The organism is Kitasatospora sp. NPDC057518, assembly GCF_042802075.1.
Taxonomy (GTDB): domain Bacteria; phylum Actinomycetota; class Actinomycetes; order Streptomycetales; family Streptomycetaceae; genus Kitasatospora.
Map to the genome: position 1 here is coordinate 1 of NZ_JBHVEU010000137.1, position 19,329 is coordinate 19,329.

16 protein-coding genes, 1 pseudogene and 1 riboswitch are annotated in these 19,329 nt (G+C 73.9%); of the genes and pseudogenes, 10 read left to right on the top strand and 7 right to left on the bottom strand.

The window, feature by feature from the left end; genetic code table 11:
* The first annotated feature begins 204 nt into the window (after positions 1 to 204).
* Positions 205 to 963: an SDR family NAD(P)-dependent oxidoreductase gene (locus tag ACFU7Z_RS16540; protein ID WP_380777934.1), complete on the top strand. Its 759-nt coding sequence runs from the start codon at positions 205 to 207 to the stop codon at positions 961 to 963.
* 83 nt (positions 964 to 1,046) lie between these two features.
* Here ACFU7Z_RS16540 and ACFU7Z_RS16545 read toward each other — a convergent pair whose 3' ends face one another.
* Together ACFU7Z_RS16545 and ACFU7Z_RS16550 are read right to left on the bottom strand one after the other, a co-directional pair.
* Positions 1,047 to 4,730, bottom strand: coding sequence for a SpoIIE family protein phosphatase (locus ACFU7Z_RS16545; protein ID WP_380777927.1), 3,684 nt, complete (start codon positions 4,728 to 4,730; stop codon positions 1,047 to 1,049).
* A 1,134-nt stretch (positions 4,731 to 5,864) separates the two neighbouring features.
* Entirely contained in the window at positions 5,865 to 7,310 is a 1,446-nt protein-coding gene (locus ACFU7Z_RS16550; protein WP_380777928.1) for an MFS transporter, read from the bottom strand.
* Positions 7,311 to 7,432: 122 nt separating this feature from the next.
* Between ACFU7Z_RS16550 and ACFU7Z_RS16555 the strand changes: the two genes are divergently transcribed.
* Positions 7,433 to 7,978, top strand: coding sequence for a winged helix-turn-helix transcriptional regulator (locus ACFU7Z_RS16555; RefSeq protein WP_380777929.1), 546 nt, complete (start codon positions 7,433 to 7,435; stop codon positions 7,976 to 7,978).
* A 106-nt stretch (positions 7,979 to 8,084) separates the two neighbouring features.
* On the opposite strand, the gene ACFU7Z_RS16560 is transcribed toward ACFU7Z_RS16555, so the two are convergent.
* The 4 genes and pseudogenes from ACFU7Z_RS16560 to ACFU7Z_RS16575 all read right to left on the bottom strand — a co-directional run bounded on the left by ACFU7Z_RS16560 (position 8,085) and on the right by ACFU7Z_RS16575 (position 12,391).
* Complete coding sequence (locus ACFU7Z_RS16560; RefSeq protein ID WP_380777930.1) at positions 8,085 to 9,275, bottom strand: alpha/beta hydrolase family protein; 1,191 nt, start codon at positions 9,273 to 9,275, stop codon at positions 8,085 to 8,087.
* Between the two features lie 181 nt (positions 9,276 to 9,456).
* Positions 9,457 to 10,149 carry a hypothetical protein gene (locus ACFU7Z_RS16565; protein ID WP_380777931.1) on the bottom strand — a complete coding sequence of 231 codons (693 nt, stop codon included), beginning with the start codon at positions 10,147 to 10,149 and terminating at the stop codon, positions 9,457 to 9,459.
* Positions 10,150 to 10,735: 586 nt separating this feature from the next.
* Positions 10,736 to 11,800: pseudogene (locus ACFU7Z_RS16570) on the bottom strand (serine hydrolase domain-containing protein).
* A 177-nt stretch (positions 11,801 to 11,977) separates the two neighbouring features.
* Positions 11,978 to 12,391 (bottom strand): HIT family protein, encoded by a 414-nt coding sequence (locus ACFU7Z_RS16575; protein WP_380777932.1) that lies wholly within the window; start codon positions 12,389 to 12,391, stop codon positions 11,978 to 11,980.
* A gap of 183 nt (positions 12,392 to 12,574) precedes the next feature.
* Between ACFU7Z_RS16575 and ACFU7Z_RS16580 the strand changes: the two genes are divergently transcribed.
* Positions 12,575 to 12,763, top strand: coding sequence for a DUF1508 domain-containing protein (locus ACFU7Z_RS16580; protein WP_049651337.1), 189 nt, complete (start codon positions 12,575 to 12,577; stop codon positions 12,761 to 12,763).
* A gap of 234 nt (positions 12,764 to 12,997) precedes the next feature.
* Here ACFU7Z_RS16580 and ACFU7Z_RS16585 read toward each other — a convergent pair whose 3' ends face one another.
* Positions 12,998 to 13,702: an MSMEG_1061 family FMN-dependent PPOX-type flavoprotein gene (locus tag ACFU7Z_RS16585; RefSeq protein WP_117486974.1), complete on the bottom strand. Its 705-nt coding sequence runs from the start codon at positions 13,700 to 13,702 to the stop codon at positions 12,998 to 13,000.
* Positions 13,703 to 13,930: 228 nt separating this feature from the next.
* Here ACFU7Z_RS16585 and ACFU7Z_RS16590 point away from each other — a divergent pair, with 228 nt between their 5' ends.
* The 7 genes from ACFU7Z_RS16590 (at position 13,931) to hisG (ending at position 19,291) form a co-directional block, all read left to right on the top strand.
* Positions 13,931 to 14,245, top strand: coding sequence for an antibiotic biosynthesis monooxygenase family protein (locus ACFU7Z_RS16590; protein WP_380743535.1), 315 nt, complete (start codon positions 13,931 to 13,933; stop codon positions 14,243 to 14,245).
* Between the two features lie 202 nt (positions 14,246 to 14,447).
* A riboswitch (FMN riboswitch) is annotated at positions 14,448 to 14,575 on the top strand.
* A 223-nt stretch (positions 14,576 to 14,798) separates the two neighbouring features.
* Positions 14,799 to 15,545, top strand: a complete 747-nt coding sequence (locus ACFU7Z_RS16595) for a riboflavin synthase (protein ID WP_380777933.1) — start codon at positions 14,799 to 14,801, stop codon at positions 15,543 to 15,545.
* Positions 15,542 to 16,189, top strand: coding sequence for a nicotinamide mononucleotide transporter family protein (locus ACFU7Z_RS16600; protein ID WP_049651339.1), 648 nt, complete (start codon positions 15,542 to 15,544; stop codon positions 16,187 to 16,189). Before ACFU7Z_RS16595 ends, ACFU7Z_RS16600 begins: the two co-directional genes overlap by 4 nt.
* Before the next feature lie 5 nt (positions 16,190 to 16,194).
* The gene (locus ACFU7Z_RS16605; protein ID WP_049651350.1) at positions 16,195 to 17,478 is read left to right on the top strand and encodes a bifunctional 3,4-dihydroxy-2-butanone-4-phosphate synthase/GTP cyclohydrolase II; all 1,284 of its coding nucleotides are present in this window, start codon (positions 16,195 to 16,197) and stop codon (positions 17,476 to 17,478) included.
* 48 nt (positions 17,479 to 17,526) lie between these two features.
* A complete protein-coding gene (gene ribH, locus ACFU7Z_RS16610; RefSeq protein WP_049651340.1) occupies positions 17,527 to 18,000 on the top strand; it encodes a 6,7-dimethyl-8-ribityllumazine synthase in 474 nt (157 codons plus the stop codon).
* Between the two features lie 112 nt (positions 18,001 to 18,112).
* The gene (locus ACFU7Z_RS16615; protein ID WP_049651341.1) at positions 18,113 to 18,385 is read left to right on the top strand and encodes a phosphoribosyl-ATP diphosphatase; all 273 of its coding nucleotides are present in this window, start codon (positions 18,113 to 18,115) and stop codon (positions 18,383 to 18,385) included.
* Between the two features lie 57 nt (positions 18,386 to 18,442).
* A complete protein-coding gene (gene hisG, locus ACFU7Z_RS16620; RefSeq protein WP_049651342.1) occupies positions 18,443 to 19,291 on the top strand; it encodes an ATP phosphoribosyltransferase in 849 nt (282 codons plus the stop codon).
* Positions 19,292 to 19,329 lie beyond the last annotated feature (38 nt).

Sequence of the window (19,329 nt, forward strand, 5' to 3'; positions counted from 1 at the left end):
CAGTCCTACCGGGTTCTGCCCCGGAGCGGGGCAGAACCCGAAGATTGATCACAACATCACACAGGCCCTAGGGCCAACGTCCGAGCCGGTTCCCGTTCCGGTGGCCGATCCGCCGACCGGCCCGGCGGCGGGATGGTGTGCGGCATGAACGCAGGCACCAACGCAGGCACCAACGCAGACAACAACGCGGGCATGAGCGCGGGCATGACGAGCGCAGGCACCGGCGGGGCGCGCCGCGCAGCCGTACCGCGGAGCGCTCCCGTCGCTCTGGTCACCGGAGCCTCCCGCGGCCTCGGCCTGGCCCTCGCGCGCGCCCTCGCCGCCGACGGCTGGCAGCTGGTGATCACCGCCCGGGGAGCGGCCGAACTCGCCTCCGCCGCAGCCGATCTGGCCGCCGTCACCAGGGTCGTCGCCCTGCCCGGCTCCGTCGTCGACGACGACCACCGCGCCCACCTGGCCGGAGCCGCGGAGGAGCTTGGCGGCGCGAGCCTGCTGGTCAACAACGCCGGAACGCTCAACGGCGCCCCCGGCCCCGGCGGGCAACCGCTGCCCCGGCTGGCCGACTTCCCGCTGCCGGGCCTGCTGGAGACCTTCGAGGTCAACACGTTCGCCCCGATCGCCCTCACCCAGCTCGTGCTGCCCCAGCTGCGCGCCCACGCCGGCGCCGTCCTCAACGTCAGTTCCGAGGCCGCCGTGGTGCCCTACCGCGGCTGGGGCGGTTACGGTGCCAGCAAGGCCGCGTTGGACCTCGCCGGCGACGTACTCGCCCGGGAGGAGCCGGAGTTGCGGGTCTGGTCGGTGGACCCGGGCAGCATGCGCACCCGGATGCTCCAGGAGGCGGGCCCCGGCGAGGACGTCTCCGGCGCGCCGCTGCCCGAGCGGGTGGCGCCGGCCCTGCTCGGCCTGCTCCGCGACCGCAGGCCCTCCGGCCGCTACCGCGCCGAGGACCTGGCCGGCCGCTGACGACACCCCCCGATCTCGGTGTCCCGCCCCAACTCGCCGCCCGCGCACCGGCCGAGAGACGCGGTGCGACAGCCGCAGATCGCTCAGGCAGACGGTGTTGCCCCCGGGGGCAACTCCAGCTCGAACCAGACCACCTTGCCGTCCTTGGTCCGGCGGCTGCCCCAGCGGTGCGCGAGCTCGTTGACCAGGTGGATGCCCCGGCCGCCCTCGTCCTCGCTGCGGGCGCGGCGGATCCGCGGCACCTCGGACTCCTGGTCGGCGACCTCGACGGTGAGCACCCGGTTGCAGTACAGCCGCAGTTGGGTGGGCGATCCGGCATGCACCAGCGCGTTGGTGATCAGCTCGCTGGTGAGCAGCTCGGCCCAGTCGATGAGCGCGTCGAGCCCCCAGGAGGCCAGCGTCTCGCGGGTGAAGCGGCGCGAGTGGGCGACCATGGCGTGGTCGCCGGTGAGCCGCAGGGTGGCGATCCGGTCCGCGCCCTTCGGGCGGACCTGCGCCATGATGACGGCGATGTCGTCCTCGCCGGTGGTCTCGGTGAGCCGCTTCAGGACGGCGTCGCAGGTCTGTTCCAGCGAGCCGCGCCGGTCGGCGACCGTCCGGCACAGCAACTGCAGTCCCTCGTCGAGGTCCTGGCCCCGGCGCTCGACCAGCCCGTCCGTGTAGAGGGTCAGGATGCCCTCCTCGGGGAGGGTGAACTCGGCGCTCTCGAAGGCGACTCCGCCCACCCCCAGTGGGGCGCCGGTGGGCAGCTCGACCAGGTGCGCCCGCCCCTCGGTGTCGGCGACCACGGGCGGCAGGTGCCCGGCGCTGGCCGCGGTGCACTGGCGGTCCACCGGGTCGTAGACCACGCAGACGCAGGTGGCGAACTGGCCCTCGCCGATTCCCGCGGTCGCCTCGTCCAGCCGGTACAGCACCCGCTCGGGGTCCAGGTCCAGCGTGATCAACGTCCGTGCGGCCGTGCGGAGTTGGCCCATGGTGGCAGCGGCCCGGATGCCGTGGCCCATCACGTCGCCGACGATCAGCGCGACCCGCCCGGAGGACAGCGGCACCACGTCGAACCAGTCGCCGCCGACCTCGCTGACCACGCTGCTCGGCAGGTAGCGGTAGGCGAGGTCCAGCCCGAGCGTGCGGTGCACCTCCTGTGGCAGCAGGCTGCGTTGGAGGGTGAGCGCGGTGTCCCGTTCGCGGCGGTAGAGCCGTCCGTTGTCGATCGCCAGCGCGGTGCGGGCGGCCAGCTCCTCGGCCAGCGAACGGTCCGCCGACCCGAACGGCACCGGGTTGCGGGAGCGGACGAACTCCGCGCCGCCCAGCACCTGTCCGCGCGCCACCAGCGGCACCATCAGGTACGAGTGCACCCCGGCGTCCAGGCTCGGCTGCACCCGGTCGGGCGAGGCGACGATCCGGCTCAGCTCCTCCTCGGTCACCTCGGAGACCAGGATCGAGCGCCGGGTGCGCAGGCTCTGCGCGTACAGCCCGGCCGACTGCGAGGTCTCGCCCACCTGGTCGGCCGCCCCGAGCATGCCGCCGTCCGGGCCGGTGTCGCCGACCGCCACCGCCCGCATCAGCACCGGGCCCTCCGCCGGGACCGCCCCGGGCTCCTCGCCGCTGAGCACCGCCTCGCGCAGGTCCACGGTCACGAAGTCGGCGAAGCGCGGGATCACCACCTCCACCAACTCCCGGGCGGTGCGGTGCAGATCGAGCGTGGTGCCGATCCGGTTGCTGGCCTCGTTCAGCAGCGACAGCCGCTGCTGGGCGGCCCACGCCTCGTCCAGCGCCCGCTGCCGGGCGGCGGCCGCGTCGCGCTCGCGGGTGAACAGCAGCGCGTTGTCGATCGAGACGGCCGCCCGCACCGCCAACTCCCCGGCCAGCGCCACGTCGTCGTCATCGTACGGGCGCTCGACCCGGGTGCGGTAGAAGCCCGCCACGCCGACCGGGGTGCCGCGCGCGATCAGCGGGACCACCATGAACGACAGCACGTTCTGCTCCCGTACGGCGGCCTGCCGCACCGGGTCGTCCGCGAACCAGGCCATGCCCTCCTCGTCCATCCTGGGCACCAGGACGGGCTTGCGGTGCGCCAGGCACCAGGCGTACGGCGAACCGGGCACGAAACGGTGCAGATTGCCGGTGCGGGCGATCGGCGCCAGCGTCGAGCCGGGCACCGAGTGGAAGGCCATCCGCCGCAGCAGCGCCGAACCGTCCACCGGGGCGGTCGCCTCGCGCTCGCCGCGGACCAGCTCCTCCAGCACCTCCACCACCACCGTGTCGGCCAGCCTCGGTGCCGCCACCTCGGCCAACTCCTGCGCGGTCTGGGCGAGATCGAGCGTGGTGCCGATCCGGGCGGAGGCCACGTTGACCAGCGCCAGGCGCTCCTGCGCGGCCCTCGCCTCGCGCAGCGCCTGCTGCCGGGCCAGCACGGTCTGGTGCTGGCGCAGGTACAGCCGGGCGTTGTCGATCGCGACGGCCGCGCGCGAGGACAGCTCGTCGCCGAGCGTGATGTCGGCCGCCGCGAAGGACTCCCGCGCGCCGCGCCGCGAGTACACCACCATGCCGAGCGTCGTACCGCGCGCCACCAGCGGGGTGATCCGCACCGAGCGCGGGCGGTCGCCCAGGTAGGCCTGGCGGCGGCTCTCGTGGACGGGCTCGCTCAGCATCGGCAGCTCCCAGGAGGGCACCACCACCGTGCGCCCGCCGGCCAGCGCCCGGGCGTACGGGGAGTCCGGCCGCAGCTCGTACACCGCGTCCACCGGCAGCGAATCGGCCGGGTAGACGGCGTCGGCGGAGGCGATCGCCAGGCGGCGCACCAGCAGCGGGACGTCCGGCGCGGGCGGCTCCACATTCCGGCCGGCCACCAGCTCCTCCAGCCCGAACACCGCGCTGATGTCGGCGACCCTCGGCACCATCGCGTCGACCAGCTCCCGGGCGGTCTGCCGCAGGTCCAGCGTGGTGCCGATCGAGGCGGTCGCGTCGACCAGCAGGGACAGCCGCTCCTGGGCGCGGGCCGCCCGGGCGTCGGCATGGAACCGCTCGGTGATGTCGATGACCGTGGCGCACACGCCGAGCACCCGGCCACCGCGGTCCCTCAACCGGAAGTACGAGGCCGACCAGGCATGGTCGTGGCTCGGGTCGCCCGGGGTACGGCCGTGCGCCAGGTCGTCCACCACCGGCTCGCCGGTCTCCAGCACCCGGCGCATCACCGCCTCGGACTCCGGGGCGTTGATACCCGGCAGCACCTCGGTGAGTCGACGGCCCAGCGGCTCCTCGACGCCCAGGCCGTTCGCGTCCGCCAGCGCCGCGTTCAACCGGACGAAGCGCAGACCGGTGTCGAACACCGCCATGCCGACCGGGGACTGCGTGAAGAACCCGTCGAGGAGCGCCAGATCGGCTTGGAGCCGGCGCAGCGTCGTCACCTCGGAGGCCACCGCCAGCACCATCGGGGCGCCGCCCGGGCCGCGGATCGGATACGTACGGAACTCCAGGTTCACCAGGTGCCCGTCCCGGTGCCGCACCGGGAACACCCCGGACCACGACCGGCCCGCCAGGATCTGCCGGAACAGCTGGAGCACCTCCGGCCGGTGCTCCTCGGAGGTCAGCAGCGTCGCCGCCCGCGCCCCCACCGCCTCCTGCGCAGGGTGCCCGAGCAACGCCTCCGCGTCACCGCTCCAGTGCAGGATCCGCCCGTCGGCGTCGATCAGCGCCGTGGCGATCGGCACCATCAGCAGGGCGTCCTGCCGAGGCTGCCCCGCGCGCTGCGCGTATTCATCCACCATGGCCAGAGAACCGTCCCAGAAACCGTCCGGAGATCGTTCCCACCAGCCCTGCCATCTTCGCACGCACCCCCACCCACCGCAGCCGCCCCAGCCCCCACACCCCGCACCCCGGACCCCACACCCCACACCCCACACCCTCAGGCCCTGCCCACGGCGGCAGGGCCTCCAGCACCACCCGACCCGGCAGCTCCCGCACGAGAAGTCGGCCCAGTCGACTTCTCGCGTCCATGGCGGTGCGGCCCCGACTGCCGCGACGAACCGGCGAGTAGCGCACGGGAAGTCGATCCAGCCGACTTTCCGTGCTTCCTGCCCGAGCGCGGTTCCTGTCGTTCCGGCCTCCGCCAGGGCCCCGAACCGACAGCTCCCGCACGAGAAGTCGGCCCAGTCGACTTCTCGCGCCCCTACCCTCTGGTGCCACCCACGGCGGCGCGGCCTCCACCACCATTCGAACCGGCAGCTCCCGCGTGGGAAGTCGACCGGGCCGACTTCCCACGCTCCATTCCCAGGTGTTGCCCATGGCGATGTGGCCCCCGCTGCCGCGACGAACCGGCGAGTAGCGCATGGGAAGTCGATCCAGTCGACTTCTCGCGCCTCGCCCAGTGACGCTATTCAGTACGGGGCGTTTGGTCGGGGGGCCCGCTTCGCCGGTGTCCGGCTCGCACTCCAGGCGGGCGAGCCCCGGTTGATGTCGGTGGAGCCGGGGCGGGTCCTTCCGCCTGGGTGTGCGTGGGAAGTCGATTGAGCCGACTTCTCGTGTGCTTGGAGGGTGGGATTTTCGTGTGTGGGCTCCCGGTCTGCTCGCGAATTGTCCGTCGGCCTCGGCGCTTTCGTCCGGAGGCCTGCCGCGTATGCCTTGGGGTGGTGGTTCGGGCGGACCGGTTTCGCGGTGCTGGCGCCTGAACTGGCCCCGGCGGCTCCGGGGTTCGCTGCTTCAGGCCACATGTTGCGGCAAATGGCATCGGCAGCGGCTCAATTTGGGTTCTGGGTCACGGAAAGTCGTCCAGAACCTCAACCGTTGGCCGACAAAACCGGTGCCTGTGTTGCCGCAGGTGGGGAGGCGTTTCAGCTGCCGCGGCGGAAGTCGGCTTGGCCGACTTCTGGTGTCTCGCGGGGGTGGGAGGGGGTCCCGGTGGCTCACGGGACGGGGGTGGGGTGGGTGGTGCGGGATTCGGTGGTGTGGGCGGCGAGGGCGAGGAGGGCGCCGAGGAGGCAGAAGGCGGCGGCGGTGAGGGTGGCCCGGTCGGTGCCTGCGGCGAGGGTGTGGGCGGTGGGGTGGGGGGAGCCGGCGACGGTGACGGTGAGGGCCACGCCGAGGGCCGAACCCAGGTAGCGGGAGGTGTTGTTGGCGCCGGAGCCCATGGCGGCCCGGTGTGCGGGGACGCTGCTGACCGCGAGCCGGGCGAGCGCCGCGTTGAGGATGCCGCTGCCGATGCCCGCGACGGCGAGTCCCGGGGCCAGTCGCAGCCAGGACGAGCCGGGGGTGAGCCCGTACAGCGCGGCCTCGCCAGTGCCGCAGACGAGCAGGCCGAGGGCGACCTGGGCGGTGGCGGGCAGGCGGGTGGCCAGGTGGCGGGCCTGGAGCGCGGAGACCACCGAGAGGCCCGACCACAGGGCCAGCACGCCGGCCGCGGCCGGGCCGGACAGGCCGAGCACGCCCTGGAGCAGGGTGGGCAGGTAGCTCATGAAGCCGACCAGGGCCAGCCCGGTGAACAGCGCCCCGGCGGTGGCCGCGATGAAGCCGGGGCTGCGGAACAGGGCGAGGTCCAGCATCGGCTCCCGGACCTTCGCCTCGACCACGGCGAACGCCGCCAGCAGCAGCACCCCGCCCGCCAGCAGTGCCACCACGGCGGGCTGCCCCCAGCCGCCGCGGCCTTCGGCCAGTCCGGAGATCAGGCAGGAGGTGCCGGCGGCGAGGGTGAGCACCCCGTACGGGTCGAGGGCACGCGGGCGTTCGGCCCGTGACTCCGTGAGGACCCCGGCGGCGCAGCCGGCCACCACGGCCGCGGCCACCGCGATCCCGCCGCTGACCGCGCGCCATCCGGCCCACTGCTGGACCAGGGCGCCGTACACCGGCCCGATCGCGATGCCCAGCCCGACCGCCGCGCCCCAGACGCCGAGCGCCCGGATCCGGCCGGGCCCGGGCGGGTGGGCGTGGCTGATCAGGCCGAGCGCGGGGGCCAGGACGGCGGCCGAGGCGGCGCCGAGGAGCACCCGGGAGGCCAGGTAGACGGCGCCGCCGGGGGCGAGGGCGGCCAGCGCCTCGGCGGCGGCGAACAGCAGCACGCCGAAGGTGAAGACCCGCTTGCGGCCGTGGTCGTCGGCGGCGCTCCCGGCGGTGAGCAGCAGCGCCGAGATGCCGACCAGGGTGCCGGTGAGGATCCAGGTGCGGCCGGAGGCGCCCAGGTGGGCGGCCTGGGCGGTGGCGGCGAGCGAGGCGGTGGGGGCGGTGTACGCGACGGTGGTCAGGGCGGTCGCCGCCGCGGTGGTCGCCAGCGTGGCCCCGGGCCGGACGCGCGGACCCGGGGCGGTGGGGGTGGCGGGGGAGGAGGCGGGTGAGGAGCCAGGTGGTGCGGGGGGCATGGGTGTTCCCTCCGAGGGCCGGACCTTCATGGTCTGGTGAATGAACCTTCGTCTCGAATGGCACGCTACCACCTCTGGTCTGTTCATTGAACCCACTAGAGGGGTGGACTAGGCTGGCGCCCATGGCCCTGGGAACCGACTACGAACTGCAGGAGTGCGCGCTGGCCCGCGCCCTGGAGGTGGTCGGCGAGCGCTGGAGCCTGCTGATCGTGCGCGACGCGTTCTACGGTGTGCAGCGCTTCAACGACTTCCTCACCCACCTCGGCATCCCGCGCGCCGTCCTCACCTCGCGCCTCAACGCCCTGGTCGCGGCCGGGGTGCTGCGCAAGGAGCCGTACCAGCGGGCGCCGCTGCGCCACGGCTACCTGCTGACCAGTACCGGGCTCGAACTCTGGGGCCCGCTCTACCAGTTGAGTCGCTGGGGCGGCCGGCACGCCACCGAGGGGGGTCCGTACCACCTCTTCGCGCACGCCGTCTGCGGCACCGACCTCGACCTCGTCGGCGTCTGCCCGGCCTGCGGCGGCGGGCCCGTCCCGCCGACCGCGGTCGTCATGCGCCCCAACCCCGCCCGGGCCGGCGGCCACCGCGAGGACCCGGTCTCCCGCGCCCTGGTCCGCCCCCACCCGCTGCTCGAACCGATCGCCTCGGCGGCGGTGCTGCCCGGCTGACCGTAGGCGGAGCGCCCGTACGCCGACGGGGCCGCCGGCGCGCTGCCGACGGCCCCGCCCCGGGAACCGCTGTCACTCGGAAATCGCTGTCATTCGGGGACGGCCATCAGGGGGTGAACCGCACCTCCGGGTTGGCGGCGCTCGGCCCGTCGAGCAGCGGCTGGGGGACGCCCTTCAGCTGGAGGTCGAAGAACGCCCCGACGTACTGCCGGGTGAGGGCGACGGCCCGCTGGCTGCCGATGGTGGTGTCCGGGCCCTTGGGGAGGCCGAGCCCGTCGAAGAAGAGCGGGAAGTCGGTGAAGCTGCCGTGGTCGGTGCCGTCGACGGTCAGCCAGCGCTTCCAGCCGTCCAGCCGGGGCCAGCTCCTGATCCAGCTCTCGTCCTCGCCGCCGCCGGGCAGTGGGTGGCCGATCATCAGGTACGGCTTGCCCTTGATGCCGGACTCGGGCACCAGGTAGTCCATGGTGCCGTCCAGGTCGACCCCGGCCCGGATCCGGTCGTCGGTGAGCAGGGCCGGGACGGTGGCGGCGCCACCGGCGGAGTGTCCGGCCATGGCGATCCGGTCGCGGTCGATCAGCCGGGCGTAGCGCCAGGCCGGGTGCGGGCGGTCGGTCAACTGGTCGATGACGAAGGAGACGTCCTTCGCCCGGCTCGCGTCCAGGGCCTCCCAGGCCTCCTGGGTCCTCAGCGTCCCGCACACCTCGCAGGGGAGCGTCCGGCCGTCGGGGAAGGTGGTCCCGGTGTTCTCGTAGGTGTGGTCGACCAGCGCGACGACGTAGCCGCGGCTGGTCAGGTCCTCGGCGAGGCTACTGAGCGTGGCACGCGGCATGGTGAAGCCGGGCGACAGGACCACCAGCGGGTAGTGGCCGCCCTGGGGGCGGGCCCCGGACTCCGCCCACGTCCGGGTGCCGGACACCGCCTCGGTCGGGATGGTGTTGCCCGGCAGCTTCCCGTCCAGCAGCGCGCGGGCGGCGGCGGGCGTCATGTACGGGGCGGGGGTGCCCGTCCCGGCGTGCGCGGGGTAGTACATCGAGACCATCAGCTGGCGCGGACCGGCGGCGGGCACCCACGGGTCCGGACGGTTCTGGTCCACGAGGTGCAGGACCTCCTGCCCGACCGCGTACGGCCCGGTCGGGCGGGGGAGTTCGACCTGGGCGGCGGCCCGGGTGGTCGGGTTCGCGGGAGCGGTGGCGGAGTTGGCGGGCACGGCCGCCAGGGCCGGCGCGGCGGCGGCGACGGACAGCGGCAGCGCGAGCAGCAGGGCCGCAGCGGCGGCGGTCGTACGGAGTCGGCTCATGTCAGCGACCGTAGGCCGCCCGCCATGGAACTGACGTCCACTCAGCGGCGTACTGATCCCTTCCGGAAGGCGCTGTGGGGCCCCCTAGGGGACGGGCCTGGGCGGACCTGGGCGAACCTGCGCGAGCCTGCACCGGGGCTGCACCGGGGCTGCACCGGGGCGGCTCGGCCCGGGCGGGCCGTCAGCCGGTGGAGGCCGTCCGGAGGTCCTCCAGGAAGCCTGCGGCCGCACGGGCGTTGGGCACCGGGAAGGTGAGCGGGAGACCGGCCGAGTGCGTCCGGACCTCCAGCTCGCCGAGGGCTGAGGCCCGGGCCGAGTGCACCTCCGGCCACCGGTAGGCCTCCGTCGCGGCGAGCGGGTGCGGCGGCCGGTGCACCAGCCCGCCGGCCGTCACCGTCAGTCGCCCCCGGACGAAGCGGACGCTCCCCTCCGCGCGCAGCGTCTCGTGCAGGGCGGCCCGGAGCCCGGGGGAGAGACGCTCCTCCAGCTCCCGGAACAGCCTGCCCAGCCCGCCCAGGTGCGCCAGCACCAGCGGCTCGTCCGCGCCCGCCGGCCATATTCGCCCGTGCTCGTACTCCCCGTGCGGCCCTCCCGGGGAGTACTCGGTGGCCTCCATCGCGCGCCAGGGCAGCGGCTCCTCGCTGCCGCCGGCCGAGACCAGCACCAGCCCGTCCTCGTGGACCCGTACGGAGCGCAGCCCGGGTGTGGGCCGCAGCCGCTCGTACCCGCTCACCGCCACCACCGCGGCGGCGGCCAGTACGGGCGCGGGCCACCACTCGCCGAGCGCCAGACAGACCACCACGGAGACGGCCACCCCGCAGGAGTGCAGCCACACCCGCGCCGGCCAGGACAGCGGCCGGAACCGTCTGTGCACCCGCAGCACCGGGCCCAGTCGACCGGCAGCGTCGGCCGAACCAGCCACGCCGGTCGCACCGGCAGAAGCGGCCAGGTCGGCAGAACCGGTCGCACCCGCCGACCGCACCCGCGTCGGCGACCACGTCACCGCCACGTCGGCCCCCTTTCACTCGGCTCAGTCGGAGGGCTCCCCCAACGGAACCGCGACTTCCAGAACCCCAGCATCGACCGCGCGCCGCCCCCGGCGACAGTGCCAATCAGCACCTTTTGGCCTGGTTCGGCCCCGCCATCATCGCGCCCCGGCCGCAGCCGCCCGCCACGGGGGTGGGGACGAACGGCCCAGGTGCCCCTGGGCGGGGCCGCAACGCCCGCCAGGGCGGCCCGCACCACCGTCATACCGAGCTCCCTCCGCTCCGCGGCAACCCCTCAGGAGGGCCGCAACCATCGGATGCCCAGGATCGACTCCTCACCGCGCCCGCCGACAGTGCCGATCGGCACATTCCGACGGAAATCCCCGCCGCGGGCGAGCGGCAGCCCCGCCGTCACCGCCGGAACCCCCGTCACCGCCGGAACCCCCGCCACCGCCGGAACCCCCGCCACCGCCCTCACCCCGTCGTCGCGAACCCGTTCTGCAGCCCGCGCAGCAGCGCCGTGCCCGCCGGATCGACCGACCGGCGGGTGTTGGCCAGCACCACGGCGCCGACCCGCTTCTCCGGGTCGAAGGCCACGAACGAACGGAACCCGCCGGTGCCCCCGTTGTGCCAGATCTGGAGGTGCCCGCCCTACTGGGTGTGCAGCCGGTGCCCGAGCCAGCCCAGGTGCGTCCAGGCGAAGGGGTTGACCCGGTGGCGGGTCTCCCGGGTGAGGGCGATCGCGGCCGACAGCGGCGCCTCCGGCTCGCGCCCGGCGGCCAGTTGGGCCCGCAGGAACACCACCAGGTCGGCGGCGGTCGACCGGAGCCCGCCCATGCCGGGCACGGCCCCGAAGCTCCAGTGCGGCACCGGCCGGCCGCCCGGCGTGTGCCCGTGTGCCAGCCGCGCGGACTGCTCCTCGTCCGACCGCACGCAGGTGTCCACCAGGCCCAGCGGTGCGCAGACCTCGCGCGCCACCAACTCCTCGTACCCGACGCCGGACCGCTGCGCGAGGGCCAGGCCGAGCAGCCCCGCGCCGAGGTTGGAGTAGCGGAAGCCGCGCCCGGGCGCGGTCCGCAAGCGCGTCCGCGCGAGCCCGTCGAGCACCCGCTCGGTGGTGCAACCGGCGTACGGATCGGGCTTGTTGGGGGACAGCAGTGACTGCGCCAGCATGCCCCGGGGCAGCCGGGGGAGCCCCGAGGTGTGGGTGGCGAGGTGCCGCAGGGTGATCGGCTGCGGGCCCCTGGCCGGGACGACGGCCCGACCGCCCGAGGCCCCCGTGAGCACCTCGGCGAGCGGTTCGTCCAGCCGGACCGCTCCGTCGAGCGCCAGCCGTGCGAGCACGAGCGAGGTGAACACCTTGGTGACGGAGCCTATGTCGAACAGCGTGTGCGGCCCGGGTATCCCACCGCCCGGACCGGTCCGCCCGGCACCCCGGATCTCCACGTGGTCGCCGGCCAGCCCGGCGACCACCGCGCCGACGTGTCGGCCCGCGAGCCGGTCGGCCGTCTGCTGCACGAGACAGGCGAGTTCGTTCATGCTCGCGAGCCTAGGCGCCCGGTTCGGCCGGATCGTCCGCCCGGAAAACGATATCGACCCCGCCGATGCTCCTGCGGAGGTACGACCCCAACCGGCCCCCAGCCGACCTCCGCCGACCCCCAACCGACCCCCCGCGCGATCCCCACGGCAGGGCGCGGAGCCGGAGCCCCGCCCCCGTCACTCCTCCAGCGCCTCCCGCAGCCGGGCCGCGACCTCCGCCGCCCCCGCCTCGTCCGGATACCGCCGCCGGGGCCAGAAGAACCCGCGCAGCCCGTCCTTCGGATTGCGCGGCACCACGTGGACGTGCAGGTGCGGCACCGACTGGCTGATCCGGTTGTTCGCCGCCACGAAACTGCCCGCCGCGCCCAGCCCGCGCTCGACGGCCCCCGACACCCGCTGCACCCGCAGGAAGAACGGCCCGACCTCGGCCGCGGGCAGGTCGGCCAGCGTCGGGTGGTGGGCGCGCGGCACGACCAGGACGTGCCCGGGGAACAGTGGCCGGCGGTCCAGGAAGGCCACCGCCACGTCGTCGTCCAGCACCCGGTGCGCCGGCTCCTCGCCCGCCACCACCGCACAGAAGACGCAGTCCATCCGTCCATTCAAACCACCGGCCCGCCGCCCCGGCACCTCCGCAAACCCCGGTGGGCCCGGCATCACCCGTCCGGCCGCCGCCCGGGTGCGGCCTGGGCGGTGCGGGGCGCACGGTGGCGCCGGGGGCCGGACAGCGGGCGCATCGAGCGCTCCACGAGGAGGCCCCGCGAGGAGGTGGCCCCGATGTCGGGCAAGTTCGAGGTCTATCAGGACGCCGGTGGCAAGTACCGGTTCCGGCTCAAGGCGGGCAACGGCGAGATCGTCGCCACCGGCCAGGGCTACGCCAGCAAGGACGCGGCCCACAAGGGCGTCGAGGCGGTCCAGCGGGCCGCCGACGGCGCGCCCGTGGTGGACCTTCCCAAGGCGGCCTGAGCCCACCGCCGCCCGAACCCAAGGCGGCCTGAGCCCACCGCCGCCTGAACCCGAGGCGGCCTGAGCCACGGGGCGGCCGGAGCCCCGAGGCTCAGGCCGGGCGCGCGGCCCGGTGGGTCGGGCGCCGGGCCGGCCGCCGGGCACCTCGCCGAGCACCTCGCCGGGCACCCGCCAAACCGACCGCCGGACACTCACAGCGAGACGGGGACCCCGAGCGGAGAAGTCCCCGCTGCCTCACTCGTACCGGTACAGCAGCGCCTCCCGCTCGATTTGCTCGATCATCTCCACGGTCAGCGACTCGTCCCGCAGGTGCGAGAGCGTGACCTCCGCCGAACTCGGCTGCGCGTCCTTGGCGAGCCAGTTCTCCGGCTTCCACGCCGAGGAGCGCAGGAAGGCCTTCGGGCAGTGCCCGTACACCTCCTCGACGGCGACCACGATGGCGCTGCGCGGCGGCTTGCCGACGGCGGTCAGCTGCCGCAGCAGCTCCGGGTCGGTCGAGACGCAGGCCCGCCCGTTGACCCGCAGGGTGGCGTCCCGGCCGGGGACGACGAAGAGCAGCCCGACCCGGCCGGTCTCCAGGATGTTGTGCAGGGTGTCCAAGCGCTTGTTGCCGGTGGCGTCCGGAATGGCCAGGGTGTACTCGTCGAGCACCGAGACCAGCCCGGCCGGCCCGCCGCGCGGGGAGACGTCGCAGCGCCCGGCGGCGTCCGCGCTGGCCACGAAGACCAGCGGGGAGCAGGCGATCAGGCGCTGGGCGACCTCGTGCAGGTGGTCGACCTGCTTGCGGCGCGCCTGGTCGCCGGGCTGCTCGTAGATCTCGCGCAGCTGGGCGGGATCGCTGAGCGCGCCCGCGTGGAGGGCGTCGAACAGGCTGCCCGGCCGGTTCGGCGCGGTGGTTGCGGTGGTTGACGAAACGACAGATTCCGGTGTGGTCGTCATACCGGGAATGTAGCCGAGGCCGCTCGGCGCACCCCGTTCCCCGGGCCCTGGCAACCCTCCGTGAAATTCCGGCTCCACCCCTCCCCACCAGCGGTTTTCCGCTCATAATGGGGGCCAGGGACCACTGGCTCGGGGCTCGCCGGGCGGGGACCGCCGGGTCAGTGGTCAGCGCGCCCGGGCGAGGGATGCCCGGGCGCGGGACGCCAGCCGCAGCCGGAGGTGGTGGTCGTGATCGTCAGGATCTGGGCCGGGCAGGTCTCGGCCGGTCGCATCGAGGAGTTCTGCGCGCACCTGGCCGCCCAGGTGATCCCGCAGCTCGGGCGGACCGACGGCTGCCTCGGCGGCGAGCTGCTGCGCTCGGTGTCCGAGGACGGGCACCGGGTGCTGGTGCTGAGCCGCTGGCGCGACGAGGAGGCGCTGCGCGGGTACGCGGGGCCGATGTGGCGGATCCGGCCGGTCTGGTCGGAGGGCGAGCTGAGCTACCTCGCCCACCCGCCGGAGGTCACCCACTTCACGTCGATCACCGCCCCCGCGGCCCTCTGAGCCGCGGCCCTCCGAGCGCATGGCCCGCCGAACACGCGCACCCCCGCGCACATGGCCCTCCAACGTACGCTCGCCCCCCGGCGGAGCCGCGGTAGCACCCCGCCGCGCATTCCCCGCAAGCCCGTGAAACAGACCACAGCCGGAGGCCCTCCCTGCCCTTGCGCCGACCGTGGCACAATGACGGCATCAAGCAGTGACGTTCAGCGCACTCCGGGGTCGGTGAAAATCCGAACCGGCGGTTACAGTCCGCGACCCGTCCGCAGCCAGCGGCCGGTTGACCAGGTGAAATTCCTGGACCGACGGTTAAAGTCCGGATGGGAGGCGTGCGCGGGCGGACGAAGGGCAGTACCCGTGGGTCCACTGGCAGGAGACTGCCTCCCGGGCCCCGGTCAGGTGAACGACGGGAGCGGTGTCTCCCGTGCCGGGCGAGCGATCTCCCGGTGGCCTCGGCATCCCCGGCGACGGGTGTGTCCCGGGTCCGTGCGCCGGTGCCCGTCCGTGTCATCTCCCATGCCGCCCCGGAGTCCGCGCCCCAAGCGCGAGGAGAACCCGGGTGTTCACCGGCATCATCGAAGAGCTCGGCGAGGTCGTGTCGATCGAGGAGATCGGCGACTCCTCGCGGATCCGCCTGCGCGGCCCGGTGGTCTGTACGGGTGCCCGGCACGGCGACTCCATCGCGGTCAACGGCGTGTGCCTGACCGTCGTCGACAGCCCGGTGGAACTGGCCGCCGGCACCGGTGAGTTCAGCGCCGACGTGATGGCCGAGACGCTGCACCGCTCCAGCCTCGGCGAGCTGGCGCCCGGCTCGCGGGTCAATCTGGAGCGCGCCATGGCGCTCGGCGCCCGGCTGGGCGGCCACCTCGTCCAGGGCCATGTCGACGCCACCGGGCGGCTGTTGAGCCGCGAGCCGGGCGAGCGCGACGCGGCGGGCGAGCTGCGCTGGGAGGTGCTGCGGTTCTCGCTGCCCGGCACGATCTCCCGCTACCTGGTGGAGAAGGGCTCGATCACGGTCGACGGCGTCAGCCTGACCGTGGTGGAGGCGGCCGCGGACAGCTTCACCGTCAGCCTCATCCCGACCACCCTCGCGCTGACCACGCTCGGCGCCAAGGCCGTCGGGGAGGGCGTCAACCTGGAGGTGGACGTGCTCGCGAAGTACGTCGAGCGCCTCCTGGAGTCCCGCACCCTGCCCGACTTCCCGAACCTGCCGAACCTTTCCAACCCGCCCCACCCGTCCGACCTTTCCAGCCCGTCCACCCCGTCCGGCCTGCCGGTCGACGGAACCCCGGGGGAGTCCGAGTGAGCTGGCTCAGCGGCGAGGCGTTCACCGTCCTCGGCGAACACGTCAAGTGGGCCGACATGTTCGGCAACATCCTCGGCCTCGGCGGGCTCGCGCTCGGCTGGCGCCGCTCGGTCTGGAGCTGGCCGGTCCAGCTGCTGTCCGGTGCGGTGCTGATCGCGGCCTACCTCGGCGGCCACGTCCCCGGCCTGATCGGCAAGCAGCTGATCGTGATCGTCACCGCCGCCTGGGGCTGGGCGCAGTGGCAGCGGGGCCGCCGCGAGGGCGGCACGATCGCCGTACGGTTCGCGAGTTGGCGCGAGCGGATCGCGCTGGCGGCGGGTACGGCGGCCGGCACGGTCGCGCTCGCCCTGCTCTTCACGTCCTACCCCAGCCTGTCCTGGAGCCCCTGGTCGGACGCCTACGTCTTCGTCGGCACGCTGGCCGCGATGGTCGCCCAGGCCCGCGGCTGGGTGGAGTTCTGGTTCGCCTGGATCGCGGTCGACGCGGTCGGCGTGCCGTTCGCCTTCAACAGCGGCTACACCTTCTCCGGCCTCACCTACTCCGTCTACTTCGTCCTGGTGCTGCTCGGCCTGCGGTCCTGGTGGCTGAGCACCCGTGAGCCGCGCGCCAAGTCCGCCACCGTCCCGCAGGGAGCCACGGTATGACCGAGATGACCGAGAACCAGTCCAGCAACGGGGCCACCGGGCCCGACTCCGACCCCGAGCTCGTCCTCGACCCGGTCGAGCGGGCGATCGCCGACATCGCGCTCGGCCGCGCCGTGGTCGTGGTCGACGACGAGGACCGCGAGAACGAGGGCGACATCGTCTTCGCCGCGTCGGCCGCGACCGCCGAGCTGATGGCCTTCACCGTCCGCTACAGCTCCGGCGTGATCTGCGCCCCGATGACCGGCGAGGAGCTGGACCGCCTCAAGCTCCCGCCGATGACCCAGGTCAACGAGGACCGCAAGGGCACCGCGTACACCGTCTCGGTGGACGCCCGGGAGGGGGTCGACACCGGCATCTCCGCCGCCGACCGCGCCCGCACCGTGCGGCTGCTGTCCTCGCCCGGCACCGAGCCCGGCGACCTCACCCGCCCCGGGCACGTCTTCCCGCTGCGCGCCGTCGAGGGCGGCGTGCTGGTCCGCCCCGGCCACACCGAGGCCGCCGTCGACCTGGCCCGGCTCGCCGGGCTGCCGCCGGCCGGCGCGATCGCCGAGGTGGTCAACGACGACGGCACCATGGCCCGGCTGCCCGAGCTGGTCGCCTTCGCCCGCGAGCACGGCCTGGCGATCATCTCCATCGAGGACCTGATCGCCTACCGCCGCCGTACCGAGCTGCACGTCGACCGGGCCGCCGCCACCGGCCTGCCCACCGTGCACGGGGAGTTCACCGCCGTCGGCTACCGGGGGACCATCGACGGCGTCGAGCACCTCGCGCTGGTGGCCGGCGGCCTGGACGCGGAGGGGCGGCTGCCGGACGGCGAGGACGTCCTGGTGCGGGTCCACTCCGAGTGCCTGACCGGTGACGTCTTCGGCTCGCTGCGCTGCGACTGCGGCCCGCAGTTGGAGGCCTCGCTGCGGCGGGTCGCCGAGGCCGGGCGCGGCGTGGTGCTGTACCTGCGCGGCCACGAGGGGCGGGGGATCGGCCTGGCCCACAAGCTGCGCGCGTACGAGCTGCAGGAGCGGGGGCGGGACACCGTCGACGCCAACCTGGACCTCGGCCTGCCCGCCGACGCCCGCGACTACAGCATCGCGGCCCAGATGCTGGTGGACCTCGGCGTCCGCTCGCTCACCCTGCTCACCAACAACCCGCAGAAGCTGACCGCGCTCACCGAGCACGGGCTCAAGGTCAAGGGGCGCGAAGCGGTCGAGATCGCGCCCGGCGAGCACAACCTGCGCTACCTGCGCACCAAGCGCGACCGGATGGGCCACGACCTGCCCGGCCTCGGCTCCTGAAGCCGCACACCTCAGAACCAGCGACGACACCAGAGAACGGAAGAGAACATGAGCGGTCACGGAGCCCCCGAGCTGACCATCGACGGCGCCGCCGGCCTCAAGGTCGCCGTCGTCGCCGCCCAGTGGCACGACACGGTGATGAACGGCCTGCTGGACGGCGCCCACCGCGCGCTCAAGGAGCTGGGCGTCGCCGAGCCGACCGTGCTGCGGGTGCCCGGCACCTTCGAGCTGCCGGTCGCCGCCAAGCGCCTCGCCGAGCGTGGCTACGACGCCGTGGTGGCCCTCGGCGTGGTGATCCGCGGCGGGACCCCGCACTTCGACTACGTCTGCCAGGCGGCCACCAGCGGCCTCACCCAGGTCAGCGTGGACACCGGCGTCCCGGTCGGCTTCGGCGTGCTGACCTGCGACAACGAGGAGCAGGCGATCGACCGCGCCGGCCTGCCCGGCTCCGCCGAGGACAAGGGCCACGAGGCCGTCACCGCCGCCGTCGCCACCGTCGTGGCACTGCGCGCCGCGCTCTGACACGGGGCCGCACCCGGTCCGTCCGGTCCCGGAGCGCGGACGTCCACCCGACTGTCCACGCTCCGGGACCGTTTACCGTCCGTCCGCCCGCACGCCGTAAGGTGGCCCCATCATGGCTTCGAAGACATTCGAGGAGCTCTACGCCGAGCTCCAGCAGAAGGCCGCCACCGGCGACCCCTCGTCCTCCCGTACCGCGCAGCTCGTCCAGCAGGGCGTCCATGCGATCGGCAAGAAGGTCGTCGAGGAGGCCGCCGAGGTCTGGATGGCCGCCGAGTTCCAGACGGACGAGCAGACGGCGGAGGAGATCTCGCAGCTCCTCTACCACCTCCAGGTGATGATGATCGCCCGCGGACTGACGCTCGACGACGTCTACAAGTACCTCTAGACACCCCCGCTCTCCCGAGCACCCCCATCCTCCGAACAGGTAAGGAAGCAACCTCCCATGCTGCGCATCGCCGTCCCCAACAAGGGTTCGCTCTCGGGTCCCGCGGCGGAGATGCTCCATGAGGCCGGCTACCGCCAGCGGAAGGACCCCAAGGAGCTCGTCCTCGTCGACCCGAACAACGAGGTGGAGTTCTTCTTCCTCCGCCCGCGCGACATCGCGGTGTACGTGGGCTCCGGCCGCCTCGACGTCGGCATCACCGGCCGCGACCTGCTGCTGGACTCGCACTCCAACGCCGAGGAGGTGCTCGCCCTCGGCTTCGCCGGGTCGACCTTCCGCTTCGCGCGCCCCGAGGGCGTGGACGTCGAGGACGTCAAGGGCCTGGAGGGCCTGCGGATCGCCACCTCGTACACCGGCCTGGTCGAGCAGCACCTGGCCGACCACGGCGTGAAGGCGACGGTCACCAAGCTGGACGGCGCGGTCGAGACCGCGGTGCAGCTGGGCGTCGCCGACGTGATCGCCGACGTGGTGGAGACCGGCACCAGCCTGCGCAACGCCGGCCTGGAGGTGTTCGGCGAGCCGATCCTGGTCTCCGACTCCGTGGTGATCCGGCCCAAGGGCGCGGGCGAGGACACCCGGGTGGAGCAGTTCCTGCGCCGCCTCCAGGGCGTGCTGGTGGCCCGCCGCTACGTGCTGATGGACTACGACATCCGCGCCGAGAAGGTCGGCGCGGCCGTCGCGCTCACCCCGGGCCTGGAGTCGCCGACCGTCTCGCCGCTGCACACCGAGGGCTGGGTCGCGGTGCGGTCGATGGTGCTCCGCAAGGAGGCCCAGCAGATCATGGACGACCTCTGGGGCATCGGCGCCCGGGCCATCCTGGTCACCAACATCCACGCCTGCCGCCTCTGACCCGCCCGCCCGAGCGCGGGTAAAGAACGGTTCAATGG